Raw genomic sequence first — 15,285 nt, 5'->3', positions numbered from 1 at the left:
TATGGAACAGGATATTTCTAGTAATATAAAAAAAGTTTTTGTAGTATTTTTACTTTGTTTTATAATCATAATTTCTTACATAACTTATTTCGAGCTATACAAGGCTCCCGAAGTGGTAAAGAGCCCTTATAACAGAAGACTTTGGGCTATAAGAAATGAAGTGCTTCGTGGCACTATATATGACAGGAATATGAGTCCTCTTACTAAAAGTGAGAGAGTAAACGATGAGACTCAAAAAAGAACATATACTTCAGGAGAAGTGTTTGCTCATGCTCTTGGATATGTAGATATAAAATATGGAATAACAGGACTTGAAAGAAAATACGATACAGAGCTTATGGGAGCTGAAAATGTAGATATTTTAAGCTTAATAAAGAATAAGGGGAAAGAGGAAGAAAAGGTAGGACACAGTTTGAAAACTACTTTAGATACTAATGTACAAAAACTGGCTTATGACCTTTTAGGCAATAACAAGGGCGCAGTGGTTGCATTGAACCCTAAAACAGGCGAGCTTTTAGCCATGGTATCTAAACCTTCCTATGATCCTAATAATCTAAGCAAAATATGGGATGCTCTTCAAAAGGATACAGCTAATCACCCTATGATAAATAGAGCAACCTCAGGGCTTTATCCTCCAGGTTCAACTTTTAAGACTATAACTGCTATAAGTGCTCTTGAAAACATAAAAGATATAACAACAAGAAAGTTTCAGGATAAAGGTAAACTTGTATTTAATCAAAAGGAATCTATAAGCAACTTTAATGGAGAGGTGCTTGGAAATATAGATTTTAAGCAGGCTTATGCGGAATCAAGCAATGTATTCTTTGGAACTCTTGGAATGGAACTTGGTAATGATAAACTTAAAGCAACTGCAGAAAAGTTTTATTTTAACAAAAATCTTCCCACAGACGGAATTCCTATTGACGGCAGCAAGTTTCCTACCTACAAAAGTTATGAAAAAGGAAACAATGCTCAAAGTGCTATAGGGCAGGCTGAGGATTTAGCCACACCTATGCAGATGGCAGTAGTAGCATCTACTATTGCAAATGATGGAACAATGATGGAGCCTTATATAGTTCAACAGGTTTTAGACAGCAAAGGCAAGGTTGTTAAAGATGTAAAGCCTCAAAGCTTAGGTAATATAATATCTAAAGAAAATGCCAAAACAATGAAAGATTTGATGAGAGCTGTTGTTACAAATGGTACTGGTGGTGCAGCAGAGACCGGAATAAATGCTGCGGGTAAAACCGGAACTGCAGATCACATTGAAAGCAAAGAACCTCATGCATGGTTCATAGGCTTTGCTCCTTATGATAATCCACAGGTTGCTGTTGCAGTTATAGTGGAAGAGGGAGGAGTAGGCGGCAAGGCAGCTGCAAAAATTGCAGGACAGGTGATGAAAGCAGCGATAAAGAAGTAATATATATAATGCAATTAAAATGTATTTAGAAGGCATATTCTCACAAAGGAGAATATGCCTTTTAAATATTATTCATTAAATTTAATTTCTGCTCTATAAATAAACTCTTTTACTGTACCATCAAAATTAATAGATTCCATGTTTGGCTCAACAGTAATATTTATAACAGAATTCGGATATAATTTTTGATAATTTTGTTTGGTTTCGTTTATTAAGATATCCAATTCATTTTTACTTGATGCACATACTTTATATTTTGGTTTCCTAATTATGAACATTTTGTCTCCTCCACACACGATGTAGATAATGTAAAGAGTATAACAAAATAATATCTCCGCTAACCATATTATTAAATTAAGGTATTCTCCGCTAATTTCTGTATTCTATACAGAAGCATCATTTCCTCTATTTGTGACAAATTGCAATACATATTAAGTAAATATAGAAATATATACACATGAACATATGTTTCTATGCTATAATACTACTAGTAATTTGTAGGATTTTAGTGAGTAGTGGCGATAACCCTCTAAAATACAAATAATATTCGTAGTATTATAATAGGAGATAATAATGAAAGGAACAACACACGCGGGAATTGGTTTAGCAGTGTATACAGCAGTTAGCGACAGATTACCTGGCGGATTTAATTATATAGGTATGGCTGTCGTACTGGGAGCCTCGCTGCTCCCTGATATAGATCATCCTAAAAGCTTAATTAACAGGTACATATTACCGTTTAAAAATAAAGGCGCAAAAGTTACATTATACCTTTGCGGTGGTATAATAGTTTTGTGGTTTGATTACTTATATACAAATCAGCCGGCCTACAAGGCTTTAGGAGCTGCACTCATTGCAGTAGGTCTTTCCTCTCATAGGCAGGGACTTACTCACAGTCTTCTGGGCATGATTACTTTTTCTTTTATTATTGGATATATAGGAAATAAATATAATATAAAAAATATTACCTCCTGCTTTATATTAGGTTATAGTCTGCATCTACTAGGAGATATGGCGACTAACAGAGGAGTGCCTCTTTTTTATCCTTTCAAAAATAAAAAGATGAGGCTGCCTTTAACCTATAGGGTAGGATCTAAATTAGGTAATTTTATTGAACTTGTACTCGTAGTTTCAGGACTTCTGTATGTCATTTATAGAATTCCGATTATTACATCGTAATTTTATTAAGGGGTGATTAAGTGTTTGACTTTGAACATCAGTTAAAAATACTGCCGGATAAGCCCGGCGTTTATTTAATGAAAAATTCTTTAGGTGAAGTTATATACGTAGGTAAAGCTAAAGTTTTAAAAAATAGAGTAAGGCAGTATTTCCAAAGCTCCAAGAATCATTCTGAAAAAGTCAAGGCTATGGTGAAAAATATAGCAGAGTTTGAATATATAGTTACAGATTCTGAGATGGAAGCACTGATACTTGAATGTAATCTTATAAAAAAATATAGACCAAGATATAATATTTTGCTAAAAGACGATAAACACTATCCTTTTATAAAGGTTACAACAAACGAAGATTTCCCAAGAGTGTTTATGACAAGGATACATGCTAAGGATGGAGCCAAGTATTTCGGACCATATACAGACTATGGTGCTGTTTATGAAACTCTTGATTTAGTTAAAAAGGTCTTTCCTCTTAGAACGTGCAAAATGTCAATAAAAGAAGGAGAAAATAAGATAAGACCTTGCTTAAATTATCATATAGGTCTATGCAGTGCTCCCTGTGCAGGGCTTGCCTCAAAAGAAGAATATTGGAAAACCGTTCAAAATATTATTGACTTGCTTTCAGGTAAGGATAAGCAAATAGCAAAAGATCTAAGACATCAGATGGAAGAAGCGGCAGGAAATCTAGAATTTGAAAAGGCTGCTGCCCTTAGAGATAAGATTACAGCAGTAGAAAAGATAGTTGAAAAACAGAAGATAATTATAGGTAATTTTGAAGATGAAGATTTTATAAGTATATATAGTGATGAGACAGATACCTGTGCTATGGTATTTTTCCTTAGAGATGGTAAGGTTGTAGGAAGAGAACATTATATGTTGGAAAATACCTCAGGAATAGAAAAAGGTGAAATAATATCTGACTTTATTAAGGAATTCTATGGCGGGACAGCTTTTATACCTAAAAACATATATGTTACTGAAACTGAGGATTCGGAGCTTTTAGAGCAGTGGCTTACAATGAAGAGAGAATCAAAGGTTTGGATTAGGATTCCTCAAAGAGGAGATAAAAAAGAACTTCTTGAAATGGTAACAAAAAATGCAAAGCTAACAATGGAACAATTCAAAACTAAAATTAAGCAGGATAAAGAAATTCAAAGAACTTCTCTTAAGGAGCTTGCAGAAATTTTAGATTTAGAAGATATGCCAACACGAATAGAAGCTTATGATATATCAAATATTCAAGGTGTGGATTCAGTAGGAAGCATGATTGTCTTTGAAGGCGGCAAGGCAAAAAACAGTGATTACAGAAGGTTTAAAATAAAATCTGTAATAGGTGCAAATGATTATGACAGTATGAGGGAAATTCTTACAAGACGCTTTAAGCATGGTCTTGAAGAAATAGAAAAGATAAGAGAAAGAAACTTGGAATTGAGTGCAGGAAAGTTCTGCGTGTTTCCAGATGTAATTCTTATGGATGGAGGCAAAGGTCAGGTTAATGTAGCCCTTGAAGTTTTGAGCTCACTTAATATAGACATACCGGTATGTGGTATGGTTAAGGATGATAAGCACAATACCAGGGGATTGATATATAATAATAATGAGCTTCTAATCAGACCAAGCTCAAATGTAATGCAGCTTATAACAAGAATACAGGATGAAGTACACCGCTTTGCTATAACCTACCATAGAAGTCTAAGAGATAAGCGTGTTCTTCATTCAGTGCTGGAAGATATCCCTAATGTAGGTGAGAAAAGAAGAAAAGAATTGTTAAAAAAATTTGGAAGTATAGAAAGCATCAAAAATGCATCCTTTGAAGAACTTTTAGAAACTGAATCAATAGATAAAAAAGCTGCTCAGAATATAATAGATTATTTTAGGAATGCAAAGTAAATTACGAAAGAAGGTATATATTTGAAATACGTAATAGATACTCACACTCATACCATTGCCAGTGGTCATGCTTATAATACTTTGCTTGAAAATATAAAAGAGGCCTCTGAAAATGGAATTAAGGTTTTGGCGGCCACAGACCATGGGCCTAAGATGCCTGGAGCAGCGCACATATTTTATTTTTCTAATTTAAAAGTACTGCCAAGAGAAATATATGGAGTTACTCTTTTAAAAGGCTGTGAGGCTAATATTATTGATTTTAAAGGAAATCTTGATATACCTGATAGAGTTCAGAAAAGATTGGATATAATAATAGCTAGCCTCCATGATGCATGCAGTGATCCAGGAAGCAGAGAAGAAAATACAGAAGCTCTTATTGGAGCCATGAAAAATTCAAATGTGGATATTATAGGCCATTGCGGTAATCCATCGTTTCCAATATATGAGGAAGAAGTAGTAAAGGCAGCAAAAGAATATAATGTGCTAATTGAAATAAATAACAGCTCGCTTCCTGAGAATGGTTCAAGAGCAGGGAGTATTGACAACTGCAGAAAAATAGCACTGCTATGCAAGGAGCATAATGTCAGAATAACTATAGGCAGTGATGCTCATTGTTGTTTTCAAATTGGAAGATTTGATGAGGCAGATAAATTACTTAGAGATGTTGATTTTCCAGAGGAATTGATAATGAATACAGATAATAGTAAAATTATTAAATACTTGAAAAATAAAGGTAAATTAGCAGACTTAAAGCTTGATTAATGTATGTATTATACATTATACTGAAAATGTGGATTTTTTAATAATATCAAGGAGATGTATGATGAATCGGTATAAGGACTTTTGCAATAAGCTATATAAAATTGTGCAATCAGAAAATGTTGCAGTAGATGAACCTATGAAAAATCACACATCATTTAAAGTAGGCGGACCAGTAGATATATTAGTAACGCCTGAAAGTTATGATGAAATAGTAAAGGTAATTAAGCTGTGTAATGAGGAAAATATGACTTATTACATAATTGGAAGAGGTTCAAACTTAATAGTTAGAGACGGCGGCTTTAGAGGAATGGTAATTAAGCTTACTAAGCTAGATAAGATCAAAGTCGAGGATGAAAGACTAATAGTTCAAAGTGGAGTAGATCTATGTAAGGTTTCAGAAGCGGCACTTGAAAACAGCCTAAAAGGATTTGAATTTGCCTGCGGAATTCCTGGAACAGTTGGGGGAGCTGTAACCATGAATGCTGGGGCCTATAATGGTGAAATAAGTCAGGTTATAGAGAGTGCTTTAGTTGTTGATAAAAATGGAAAACTAATAACATTAAATAAAGAAGAACTTGAACTTGGCTATAGAATGAGTGCAATTCAAAAGTATGGATATACTGTTTTGGAGGTTACCTTTAAGCTTATTAAAGGTGAATATTCAAGCATAAAAGAAAGAATAGATGATTTAACTAAAAAAAGAGAAGATAAGCAGCCCTTGGAATATCCTTCAGCAGGAAGTACCTTCAAAAGACCAGAAGGACATTATACAGGCAAGCTTATAGAAGAGTCCAAGCTTAAGGGCTTTAGCATTGGTGGAGCACAAGTTTCAGAAAAACATGCTGGGTTTATAATAAATAAAGGGGATGCCACAGCAAAAGATATACTAGATTTAATAGCATACATTCAAAATACCATTAAAAGTAATTTTGATGTAGAGCTCCATCCAGAGGTTAGAATTATTGGGGAAGATTGATTAATTAATAATTAACAATTAATAATTAGAAGATGGTTTGATAGGTTATAAATTAATCTATGAACTAATATATGAATAATATTATCGATAAATTTTGATTTTAAAAAATATATTGTTTGTAGAAAAATCAAATTTAATTATAACTTACATGCTTGAAAATCCCTTTAGGGATTTTCTCCATTCAATTGTTAATTGTTAATTATTAATTTTTAATTTAATTTTTAGGGGGAATTTAAATGGGGTATGGTCTTAGAAAAGAAGTATTAGGTTTGGAGATGTATGTTGCAGGCAAGCCGATTAGTGAGGTTAAGAGGGAACTTGGACTCACTGAGGTTATTAAGCTGGCATCAAATGAAAATCCACTAGGATGTTCTCCAAAGGTAAAGCAGGCGCTTAAGGAAACAATAGAAGAAGCCTCGCTATATCCTGATGCATCAAACTATGAGCTAAAAATGGCAATTGCTAAGAACATAGGGGTTAAAACAAGTCAAGTTTTTTGCGGAACTGGATCAGATTTGTTAATTAGGGTAATTTGCAGCACTCTTCTAAATCCAGGGGATGAAAGTATAATGGCTGAGGTTACCTTCTCACGTTATGATGCTGGTACAAAGCTTATGGGGGGAAAGTCAATTTTAGTTCCTATGAAGGATAATGGATTAGATATTGATAAAATGGTAGACAGCATAACTGATAAGACAAAGATTATATGGCTATGCAATCCTAATAATCCAACAGGAACAATTTTCAGAAAAGATGATTTGGAAAGAATTATTGATAGAATTCCTGAAAACGTTATCGTTATAATGGATGAAGCTTATATTGAATATGTTACAGATAAAGAATATCCAGATTCTATAGCTTTACTAGATAAGTATCCAAATATGATTATATTAAGAACCTTCTCAAAAGCTTATGGGCTTGCAGGACTTCGCTGCGGCTATGGCATTGCTAATGAGAATATGGTAAAGTATTTTAATACAGTAGCCGGTCCTTTTGATGTAAACCTGTTTGCTCAAAAGGCAGCAGTTGCAGCTCTTCAGGATAAAGAATATCTGAGAACTGTTCAGGATACAAATAAAGCTGGAAAAGATTATTTATATGAAGAGTTTAAAAAGCTTGGACTTGAGTATATAGAGACAAATGCTAACTTCATTATGGTATCATCTAAAATAGATGACAAAATACTGTTTAATGAACTGCTTAGAAAGGGAATTATCATAAGACCAGGGTACCTTCTTGGAATGCCGGGATGGCTGAGAGTAACCATTGGAACAAATAAGCAGAACGAGCAGTTTGTTAAGGCATTGAAAGAAATACTGGATGAACAATTAATAATTAATAATTAATAATTAATAATTAATAGATTTTGCGTGACTTATAGTCACGCATTATTTTGTTTAAGATTTTCCTTAGTTGTAGTAATTATTAAATTTAGAATTTTACTTATTTCATTTAACTGATTATTAAGTAGGATAATTTTTGATTCACTAATATAACCAGCTTTGATAAGTAAATTAATCCAATACTTGTTTTCTGCACTTTCCTTAAAAGCTATGTGCATAAGTATTTATATAATTCAATAATATTAAGAGCAAAACTAAAACTTATATCATATATAATATTGTTTTCAATATTTTTCATACATTCACCTTTTAAATTATATTTTATAATATATATTAAAATTATTGACAAGAAGCAGATAAAATAGCACACTTTATTTATATAATTAAATATTAATAAAAATTGTGTTATAATCTAAAAATAAAACTGTATTAATTACTAGTATTTAAAATCCTTTAGGATTTTAAATAAAATAATTATTAATTATTAATTGTTAATTAAATGACGGAGGAATACTATGCGTTTTGTTATAATCACAGGACTTTCAGGAGCAGGTAAAACACAGGCAATAAGATGTTTAGAGGATTTGGGTTTCTTTTGCGTAGATAATCTTCCAGCGACACTGATTCCAAAGTTTGCAGAGTCCTGCTTTCAGACAGATGGAAAAATAGATAAAATAGCACTTGTAATAGACATCAGAGGCGGAAGCTTTTTTGATGACTTGTTCGAGAGCCTTAACTATCTCAAGCAGGAAGGCTATAAATATGAAATACTGTTTTTAGATGCAAGTGATGAGGTTCTTGTTAAGAGATTTAAAGAATCAAGAAGAAAGCATCCCTTAGCACCGGATGGAAGAGTGCTAAATGGAATTACCTTAGAAAGAAGTAGACTTAAAGAAGTTAAAGACAGAGCAAACAATATAATTGATACCACAAAGCTTGCTACAAGGGAACTTAGAGAGAAGCTTACGGCAATATATTCAGAAGAAGGACAAATCGAAAATGAATTAATGATAACCATTCTTTCCTTTGGATTTAAGTATGGAATACCGGTAGATTCAGACTTGGTTTTTGACGTAAGATTTCTTCCAAATCCATTTTATATTCCAGAACTTAAGGCTTTTTCAGGAAATGACAAAGAGGTTCAAGATTACGTTTTTGGATTTGAAGAAACAAAAATCTTTGTTGATAAATTGGAAGATATGATAGAATTTCTAATTCCTAATTATCTTAAGGAAGGTAAGAGACAGCTTATTATATCTATTGGATGTACTGGTGGAAGACACCGTTCAGTGTCTATAGCAAATGAAATATATGAGAGATTAAAAGCAAATAATCATAAGGTAAATATCGACCACAGGGATATAAATGAAGATATACACAAGGGCGTGGTTAAGTTATGAGATTTATTGACTGGTTAAAGCCAGGTGTAAAAGTTAAGAGATGGATATTGCTTGGTGCCCTTGGTATATTGATGATAGCTTTTGGCTTAGTTGAGTGGATACAACACAGATGGTACAGTCTGTATTATATTTCCTTTTATATATTTCTTATAGCGGCTGGTTCCTTTGTGCTTTATCTGGCCGTTACTCAAGGGATGAGGTCCTTTATTTTTTTAATAAATAGAGGCTATATTAACGTGTCTTTAGATTCAAGAAAACTTGAAAACTTAATATATGAAAAAAGACTTTTGGTAAAGGGACCTAAAATAGTTGTTATAGGCGGAGGTACTGGGCTTTCAACTATGCTTAGAGGTCTTAAGCACTATACTTCGAATATAACCGCTATTGTAACTGTTGCAGATGATGGAGGAGGTTCTGGAGATCTTAGACAGGACCTCGGAATTTTGCCACCCGGAGATATAAGAAACTGTATACTTGCTCTTGCAGATACGGAGCCTCTTATGGAGGAGCTTTTACAGTATAGATTTACAGGGGGAAGACTTGAAAATCAAAGCTTTGGAAACCTTTTCCTAGCAGCAATGGATGGCATATCCTCAAACTTTGAAGAAGCGGTTCAGAAGATGAGTTCTGTACTTGCAGTTACAGGAAAGGTGCTTCCAGTTACCCTTGATGATGTTACATTAAAGGCAAAACTTAAAAATGGAAATATAATTTTAGGAGAATCCAAAATACCTGAAGAGGCGCTAAAGCAAGAAAGTCCTATTGATAGTGTGCTTCTTGAGCCCCCAAATATAAGAGCATTATATGAAGCAGTAGAGGCTATAAAAGATGCAGATGCTGTAATCCTCGGACCCGGAAGCCTTTATACAAGTGTAATACCAAATCTTCTTGTTGAAGATATTTCTAGAGCAGTTCAAAGGACAAAGGCTGTAAAAATATATGTTTCTAATATAATGACACAGCCCGGTGAAACAGATAACTTTGGGGTTGAGGATCACATAAAGGCAATTTGCAAACATTGTGGTAAAGATATAATAGATTATGTAGTAGTTAATGTAGGAAAAGTAAGCAAAGAACTGGAAGAAAAGTACTTAGGAGAAAAATCTAAATTAGTTACTATTGATGAAGATAAAATCGAGAATATGAACGTTAAAGTAATAGAAGGAGATTTTATTAAGGTTAAGAATGGTCTTGTAAGACATGATTCAGAAAAGCTTGCTGCAATATTAATAGAAACAATTATGGATAAAAAGTTGTTATTTGATAGAAAGAAAATAATAGAATACTTCTACTTATCTGAAAGGCTTAAAGAAAGTAAAGGTATAAAAAACAGGTAGAGGGAGAGAAAAAATGTCATTTTCAGCTAAGGTAAAAAGCGAGGTTTGCAGAATAGGAGAACTTACAAGAAATGAAGCAAAGGCAGAGCTTTCTGCAGTGATGAAGGTTAGTGGAACACTTTCCCTTGGTGGGAATAAGCAGCTGAGCTTTAGGGTGACTACGGAAAATCCTTCTATTGCAAGGCGGGTATTTAAGCTTTTAAAACAGTATTTTAATGTCCATACAAAGCTTCTTGTTAAAAAAAGTAACTCCTTTAAGAAAAATAATATATATATGGTTGTTATTACAGAAGAAATGGGCGTAAGAAGTATTCTAAAGGAAATGGGTGTTTTGAGCAGTGATGAGGGAATTATATCCCTTGACTATGGAATTCCAAAGGAAGTTAAGGAAGATGAGGAATGTAAAAAGGCCTATATAAGAGGAACTTTCTTGGGCGGAGGAAGTATAAGCAATCCTGAAAAAAACTATCATTTGGAGTTTGTTACACACAATACTGATTATGCAGAAGACTTCAGCAGGCTTATTAATACCTATGGGCTTTCTTCAAAGGTTATACAAAGAAAAGGAAGTTATATAGTTTATTTAAAAGAAGGGGAACAAATTGTAGATTTATTGAATATAATCGGGGCACATTCTTCTCTCTTAGAGCTTGAAAATGTTAGAATAATGAAGGAAATGAGAAATAACGTAAATAGGCTTGTAAATTGTGAAACGGCAAACTTAAGCAAGACTGTAAATGCTGCAATCAGACAGGTCGAAAGCATTAGGCTTATTCAAAAGGAAATTGGATTTCAAAGGCTTCCTAAAAATCTAAGAGATATCGCAGAGCTTAGATTAGCTTATCCTGATGAGTCTTTAAAAGAATTAGGGGAATTCTTAAATCCTCCTGTAGGTAAATCAGGAGTAAACCATAGGCTCAGGAAGATAGAAAAAATTGCAGAGGAACTAAGGAAAGAGGGAAGGTAATTTTATATGTCAAAGCATGAGGATATTATAAAACATATACTCTCTTTAGAGATTGGCACAAAAATCTCTGTAAGAAGTATTGCTAATGACCTAGGGGTTAGCGACGGCACAGCCTATAGAGCTATCAAGGATAGTGATGCTATGGGCATAGTTACAACTATACCAAGAGTTGGTACTGTAAGAGTTGAAAAGGTTGAAAAAAAGAGTATAGAAGCATTAACCTATGGTGAAGTAGTTAATATTATTGATGGTACGCTTGTTGGCGGAAAAGATGGGGTTCATAAAACTTTAAATAAATTTGTAATAGGTGCTATGACTATAGATGCCATACCAAAATACTTAAGCCCTAACTGCCTTGTTATTGTGGGTAATAGAGAGGAAGTACAAAGGCTTGCGTTAATGAACGAGTGTGCGGTACTCATAACAGGAGGCTTTGGCTGCAGCGAGGATATTAAAAAACTTGCCAATGAAAAAGCTCTCCCTATAATATCCTCTACTTATGATACCTTTACTATTGCAAGCATGATAAATAGGGCAATGTCGGAAAACTTGATTAAAAAAGATATAATTTTAGTTGAGGACATTATGATAACGAATCCAATGTATCTAAACGACACAGATATGGTAGCTCATTGGAGAGGTTTGATGCAGGAGACTAGACATGAAAGGTATCCGGTTGTAGATAGTGAATTTAGAGTGGTAGGTATAGTAACTTTAAAGGACATGCCTTTGGAGGCAGCTAATGATGATGATTTAATAAGTAAATATATGACTAAAGATATAATAACAGTAACGCCAAAAACCACGGCAGCCTATACTGCTCATATTATGGGGTGGGAAGGCATAGAACTTTGTCCTGTAGTTGATGGAAGAAAATTAATTGGAGTGGTGAGCAGGCACGATGTCATTAAAGCCCTCCAGTACATATCAAGGCAGCCTCAAGTGGGAGAAACCTTAGAAGATTTAATACTTAAGAATTTTGAGTTTGATGATGTTGGAGATAAAATGCACTTTAATGGGAGAATTATTCCTGAAATGCTTGATCCTGTAGGAACGGCATCCTGGAGTGCGCTAAATATGATGCTTTCAACCATGGGCATAATGACACTTAGAGAAAGAAATAATATAAATATAACTGTAGATAGCATGACTACCTATTTTACTAAGCCTGTACAAATAGACAGTCATATTGAGGTTTTGACTGAAATAATAGATATGGGACGAAACTTCTGCAAGGTTGAAGTTACAATGGTTGACAATAGGAAGGAACTTATAGCTAAGTCGCTGATTTCAGCAAAGGTTATGAGAAAGTAAGTAATTATGGAGGAGAAAAATATGTTCACACACATTGTTTTTTTTAAACTAGCTGATCCTACACCAGTAAATGTAGAAAAGGCAAAAAACCTTCTTCTTAATATGGAAGGGCAAATACCTCAGTTAAAATATCTTGAGGTAGGAGCAGACTTATTACATACAGAGCGCTCTTATGATATAGCGCTTATAACAAAGTTTGAATGTAAAAATGATATGGATGCCTATCAAGTACATCCATTCCATGTAAATGAAGTTTTAGCAAAGCTCAAGCCTATGCTTAAAGGCTCAGCTGCTGTTGATTATGAAATTTAAACTAACCCCTTGTGCTAGTTCAGCTAACTATGCTCCCATATATAAAATATGTTCCAAGAACTATTCACCTATGCACGTTAGTTGAACTAGCATAACACGTTAAGTTAATAAAAATTCAAATAAAAAACAATAGACTTTAAAGATACTGTTGATTCAGTATCTTTTTTTATTTGTTTTTCAAATAGTTAAATATTTAACTATTTGAATTTTCAATTAGTATTTATGACAATGTTTTCATATAATTAAATTGCTAGGAGCAAATGAAAGGGTGAAGTCATGTTTTACATAGGAATAGATATAGGTTCAACAGCCTCAAAGACAGCTGTATTTAATTCAGATAAGCTTGTAAGCTATTTTACTTTGCCCACAGGCTGGAGCAGTGTAGAAACTGCTGAAAGCATAAAAGTTAGGCTATGCGAGCAAGGTTATTTTGAAGAAAGCACCATAGTGGCAACCGGTTATGGGAGGGTATCTGTGCCTTATGCTAAAAAGACTGTTACAGAAATAACCTGCCATGGTAAAGGAGCTTATTATCTTTTTTACGAAAACTGTACTGTTATAGATATAGGCGGGCAGGATACTAAAGTAATAACAATAGATAATGGAAATGTTACTAACTTTACCATGAATGATAAATGTGCAGCAGGCACAGGAAGATTTCTTGAACTTATGGCTGGCACACTTGGTCTTTCAATTAACGAAATGAGTGAACTTTCCAAACAAGGAAAGGGTACAAGTATAAGCTCCATGTGCACCGTATTTGCAGAGTCTGAAGTTATAAGCTTAATTGGAAACGGTGAAAAAAGAGAAAACATAGCCTTTGGAGTAATAGAATCAATAACCTCAAAGGTTAAATCCTTATGCCAAAAACACAGTGGTGCCAATAATTTTGTGCTTACAGGGGGACTTTGCGAAAATACTGCTGTAATTGAGAGTCTTTCAAAGAAATTAGGACAGCCAATCAAAGCAAGTTCTATGGGAAGATATGCAGGGGCGATTGGAGCAGCAATAATGGCAAGGTCGATTAAAAATTAATAATGAGGAATGAAGACCCAAATTCCTAGAGGAATTTTGAGTCTATTAATAAAATTAATTAATTCTTAATTATAAAAACTGGAGGTTTTTATTTATGGGTGATTACAGAGAGTTATGGAAGAATTTAAACATGGATTTGGAGAAGCATGATCAATTGTGTGCAGTGCTTCCAGATATGTATGGTTCAGTTTATCTAACACAGGAGAACAGACCGGAGGGAATGAATTATTTTAATTTTGTAGTTTCAGAGGTTCATGGTTTAAGGCCGGCTGAGCTTAATGAACATAAGCAAAAGGGTGGAAAGGTACTCGGAACCTTCTGTGTGTTCGTTCCTGACGAGGTAATATTTGCAGCTAATGCTATACCTGTTGGATTATGTGCAGGTTCACAATTTTGGGTTGAGGATGGAGAAAAACATCTTCCAAGAAATATGTGTCCACTGATTAAGGCGGCAGTGGGTGCAAAAGTAAGTGGTACATGCCCTTATTTCCAATCAGTTGATATGATAGTTGGAGAAACTACCTGCGACGGAAAGAAAAAGGCTTGGGAAATACTTGATGAATATGTTCCTGTACATGTTATGGATCTTCCTCAGATGAAGAGAACTAAAGACTATAATATGTGGATGGAAGAAATAAAGCTATTTATAGAAAAAGTAGAAGAGCTTACAGGAAATAAGGTTACTGTAGAAAATCTTAAAAAAGGTATTGAAATTGCAAATAGCAAGAGAAGAGCCTTAAAGAGACTTTATGATTTTAGAAAGATGACTCCTTCACCAATAAGCGGCAAGGATGCTCTTTTAATTTCACAAATAGCCTTTTATGATGATCCTGCAAGATTTGTTCAAAAGGTTAATGAGCTTTGTGATGAGCTTGAAGAAAGAGCTAAGAGCTTAAAGAGCGAAGGCAAGAAGAGAATAATGATAACTGGTACTCCAATGGCACTGCCAAACTGGAAGCTTCACGACATAATAGAAAATCTCCCTGCTGAAGTTGTTGTTGAGGAAACTTGTACTGGTACAAGATACTTTGAAAACGAAGTTTCAACTGAAGGAGAAACTATAGAAGACTTGATTAAAAATCTCGCTGATAGATATTTAAACATCAATTGTGCTTGCTTTACTCCTAACACAGGAAGAATTGATGATATAAAAAGATACGTAGAAGAATATAAAGTTGATGGAGTAATATATTCAAACTTATCTTTCTGTCATTCGTACTCTATTGAGTATAGAAACGTTGAAAAGGCACTTAAGGAAGCAGGAATTCCAATAATGAATATTGAAACAGACTACTCTACTGAAGATGCTGGTCAAATAAAAACAAGAGTGGAAGCCTTCCTTGAAATGATATAA

General features: G+C 33.9%; 15 protein-coding genes. 13 read left to right on the top strand and 2 right to left on the bottom strand.

All coding sequences use genetic code 11. The features are described from left to right. Position 1: 1 nt before the first annotated feature. Positions 2-1,420 (top strand): peptidoglycan D,D-transpeptidase FtsI family protein, encoded by a 1,419-nt coding sequence (locus JK636_RS11010; RefSeq protein ID WP_202749015.1) that lies wholly within the window; start codon positions 2-4, stop codon positions 1,418-1,420. A 68-nt stretch (positions 1,421-1,488) separates the two neighbouring features. Here the strand turns inward: JK636_RS11010 and JK636_RS11005 are convergent, their stop codons facing one another. Then, a complete protein-coding gene (locus JK636_RS11005; protein ID WP_202749013.1) occupies positions 1,489-1,698 on the bottom strand; it encodes a hypothetical protein in 210 nt (69 codons plus the stop codon). A 295-nt stretch (positions 1,699-1,993) separates the two neighbouring features. Here JK636_RS11005 and JK636_RS11000 point away from each other — a divergent pair, with 295 nt between their 5' ends. The 5 genes from JK636_RS11000 to hisC all read left to right on the top strand — a co-directional run bounded on the left by JK636_RS11000 (position 1,994) and on the right by hisC (position 7,569). Next, on the top strand, positions 1,994-2,599 hold the full coding sequence (locus JK636_RS11000; RefSeq protein WP_202749011.1) for a metal-dependent hydrolase: 606 nt from the start codon (positions 1,994-1,996) through the stop codon (positions 2,597-2,599). 20 nt (positions 2,600-2,619) lie between these two features. Continuing rightward, the gene (gene uvrC / locus JK636_RS10995; protein WP_202749009.1) at positions 2,620-4,485 is read left to right on the top strand and encodes an excinuclease ABC subunit UvrC; all 1,866 of its coding nucleotides are present in this window, start codon (positions 2,620-2,622) and stop codon (positions 4,483-4,485) included. A gap of 21 nt (positions 4,486-4,506) precedes the next feature. Continuing rightward, on the top strand, positions 4,507-5,247 hold the full coding sequence (locus JK636_RS10990; protein WP_202749007.1) for a phosphatase: 741 nt from the start codon (positions 4,507-4,509) through the stop codon (positions 5,245-5,247). A 61-nt stretch (positions 5,248-5,308) separates the two neighbouring features. Beyond that, positions 5,309-6,223, top strand: a complete 915-nt coding sequence (gene murB / locus JK636_RS10985) for a UDP-N-acetylmuramate dehydrogenase (protein WP_202749005.1) — start codon at positions 5,309-5,311, stop codon at positions 6,221-6,223. Between the two features lie 236 nt (positions 6,224-6,459). After that, a complete protein-coding gene (gene hisC / locus JK636_RS10980; protein WP_202749004.1) occupies positions 6,460-7,569 on the top strand; it encodes a histidinol-phosphate transaminase in 1,110 nt (369 codons plus the stop codon). A 35-nt stretch (positions 7,570-7,604) separates the two neighbouring features. Here the strand turns inward: hisC and JK636_RS24145 are convergent, their stop codons facing one another. Beyond that, positions 7,605-7,784: a four helix bundle protein gene (locus tag JK636_RS24145; RefSeq protein ID WP_202749003.1), complete on the bottom strand. Its 180-nt coding sequence runs from the start codon at positions 7,782-7,784 to the stop codon at positions 7,605-7,607. A 297-nt stretch (positions 7,785-8,081) separates the two neighbouring features. On the opposite strand from JK636_RS24145, the gene rapZ reads away from it, so the two are divergent. The 7 genes from rapZ to JK636_RS10940 all read left to right on the top strand — a co-directional run bounded on the left by rapZ (position 8,082) and on the right by JK636_RS10940 (position 15,285). Then, positions 8,082-8,966, top strand: a complete 885-nt coding sequence (gene rapZ / locus JK636_RS10970) for an RNase adapter RapZ (RefSeq protein WP_202749002.1) — start codon at positions 8,082-8,084, stop codon at positions 8,964-8,966. Beyond that, complete coding sequence (locus JK636_RS10965; RefSeq protein WP_202749001.1) at positions 8,963-10,303, top strand: gluconeogenesis factor YvcK family protein; 1,341 nt, start codon at positions 8,963-8,965, stop codon at positions 10,301-10,303. The genes rapZ and JK636_RS10965 overlap by 4 nt, the downstream gene beginning before the upstream one ends. A 13-nt stretch (positions 10,304-10,316) precedes the next feature. Continuing rightward, positions 10,317-11,270, top strand: coding sequence for a DNA-binding protein WhiA (whiA, locus tag JK636_RS10960; RefSeq protein WP_202749000.1), 954 nt, complete (start codon positions 10,317-10,319; stop codon positions 11,268-11,270). A gap of 6 nt (positions 11,271-11,276) precedes the next feature. Then, the gene (locus JK636_RS10955) at positions 11,277-12,584 is read left to right on the top strand and encodes a DRTGG domain-containing protein (RefSeq protein WP_202748998.1); all 1,308 of its coding nucleotides are present in this window, start codon (positions 11,277-11,279) and stop codon (positions 12,582-12,584) included. A gap of 21 nt (positions 12,585-12,605) precedes the next feature. After that, positions 12,606-12,896: a Dabb family protein gene (locus JK636_RS10950; RefSeq protein ID WP_202748996.1), complete on the top strand. Its 291-nt coding sequence runs from the start codon at positions 12,606-12,608 to the stop codon at positions 12,894-12,896. A 276-nt stretch (positions 12,897-13,172) separates the two neighbouring features. Next, entirely contained in the window at positions 13,173-13,931 is a 759-nt protein-coding gene (locus JK636_RS10945) for an acyl-CoA dehydratase activase (RefSeq protein WP_202748994.1), read from the top strand. 94 nt (positions 13,932-14,025) lie between these two features. After that, complete coding sequence (locus JK636_RS10940) at positions 14,026-15,285, top strand: double-cubane-cluster-containing anaerobic reductase (protein ID WP_202748992.1); 1,260 nt, start codon at positions 14,026-14,028, stop codon at positions 15,283-15,285.

The organism is Clostridium rhizosphaerae (genome assembly GCF_016765585.1).
Classification (GTDB): Bacteria; Bacillota; Clostridia; order Clostridiales; family Clostridiaceae; genus Clostridium_AT; species Clostridium_AT rhizosphaerae.
Note: the sequence above shows the minus strand (reverse complement) of the source record. Positions and strands in the feature narration are given on the sequence as shown.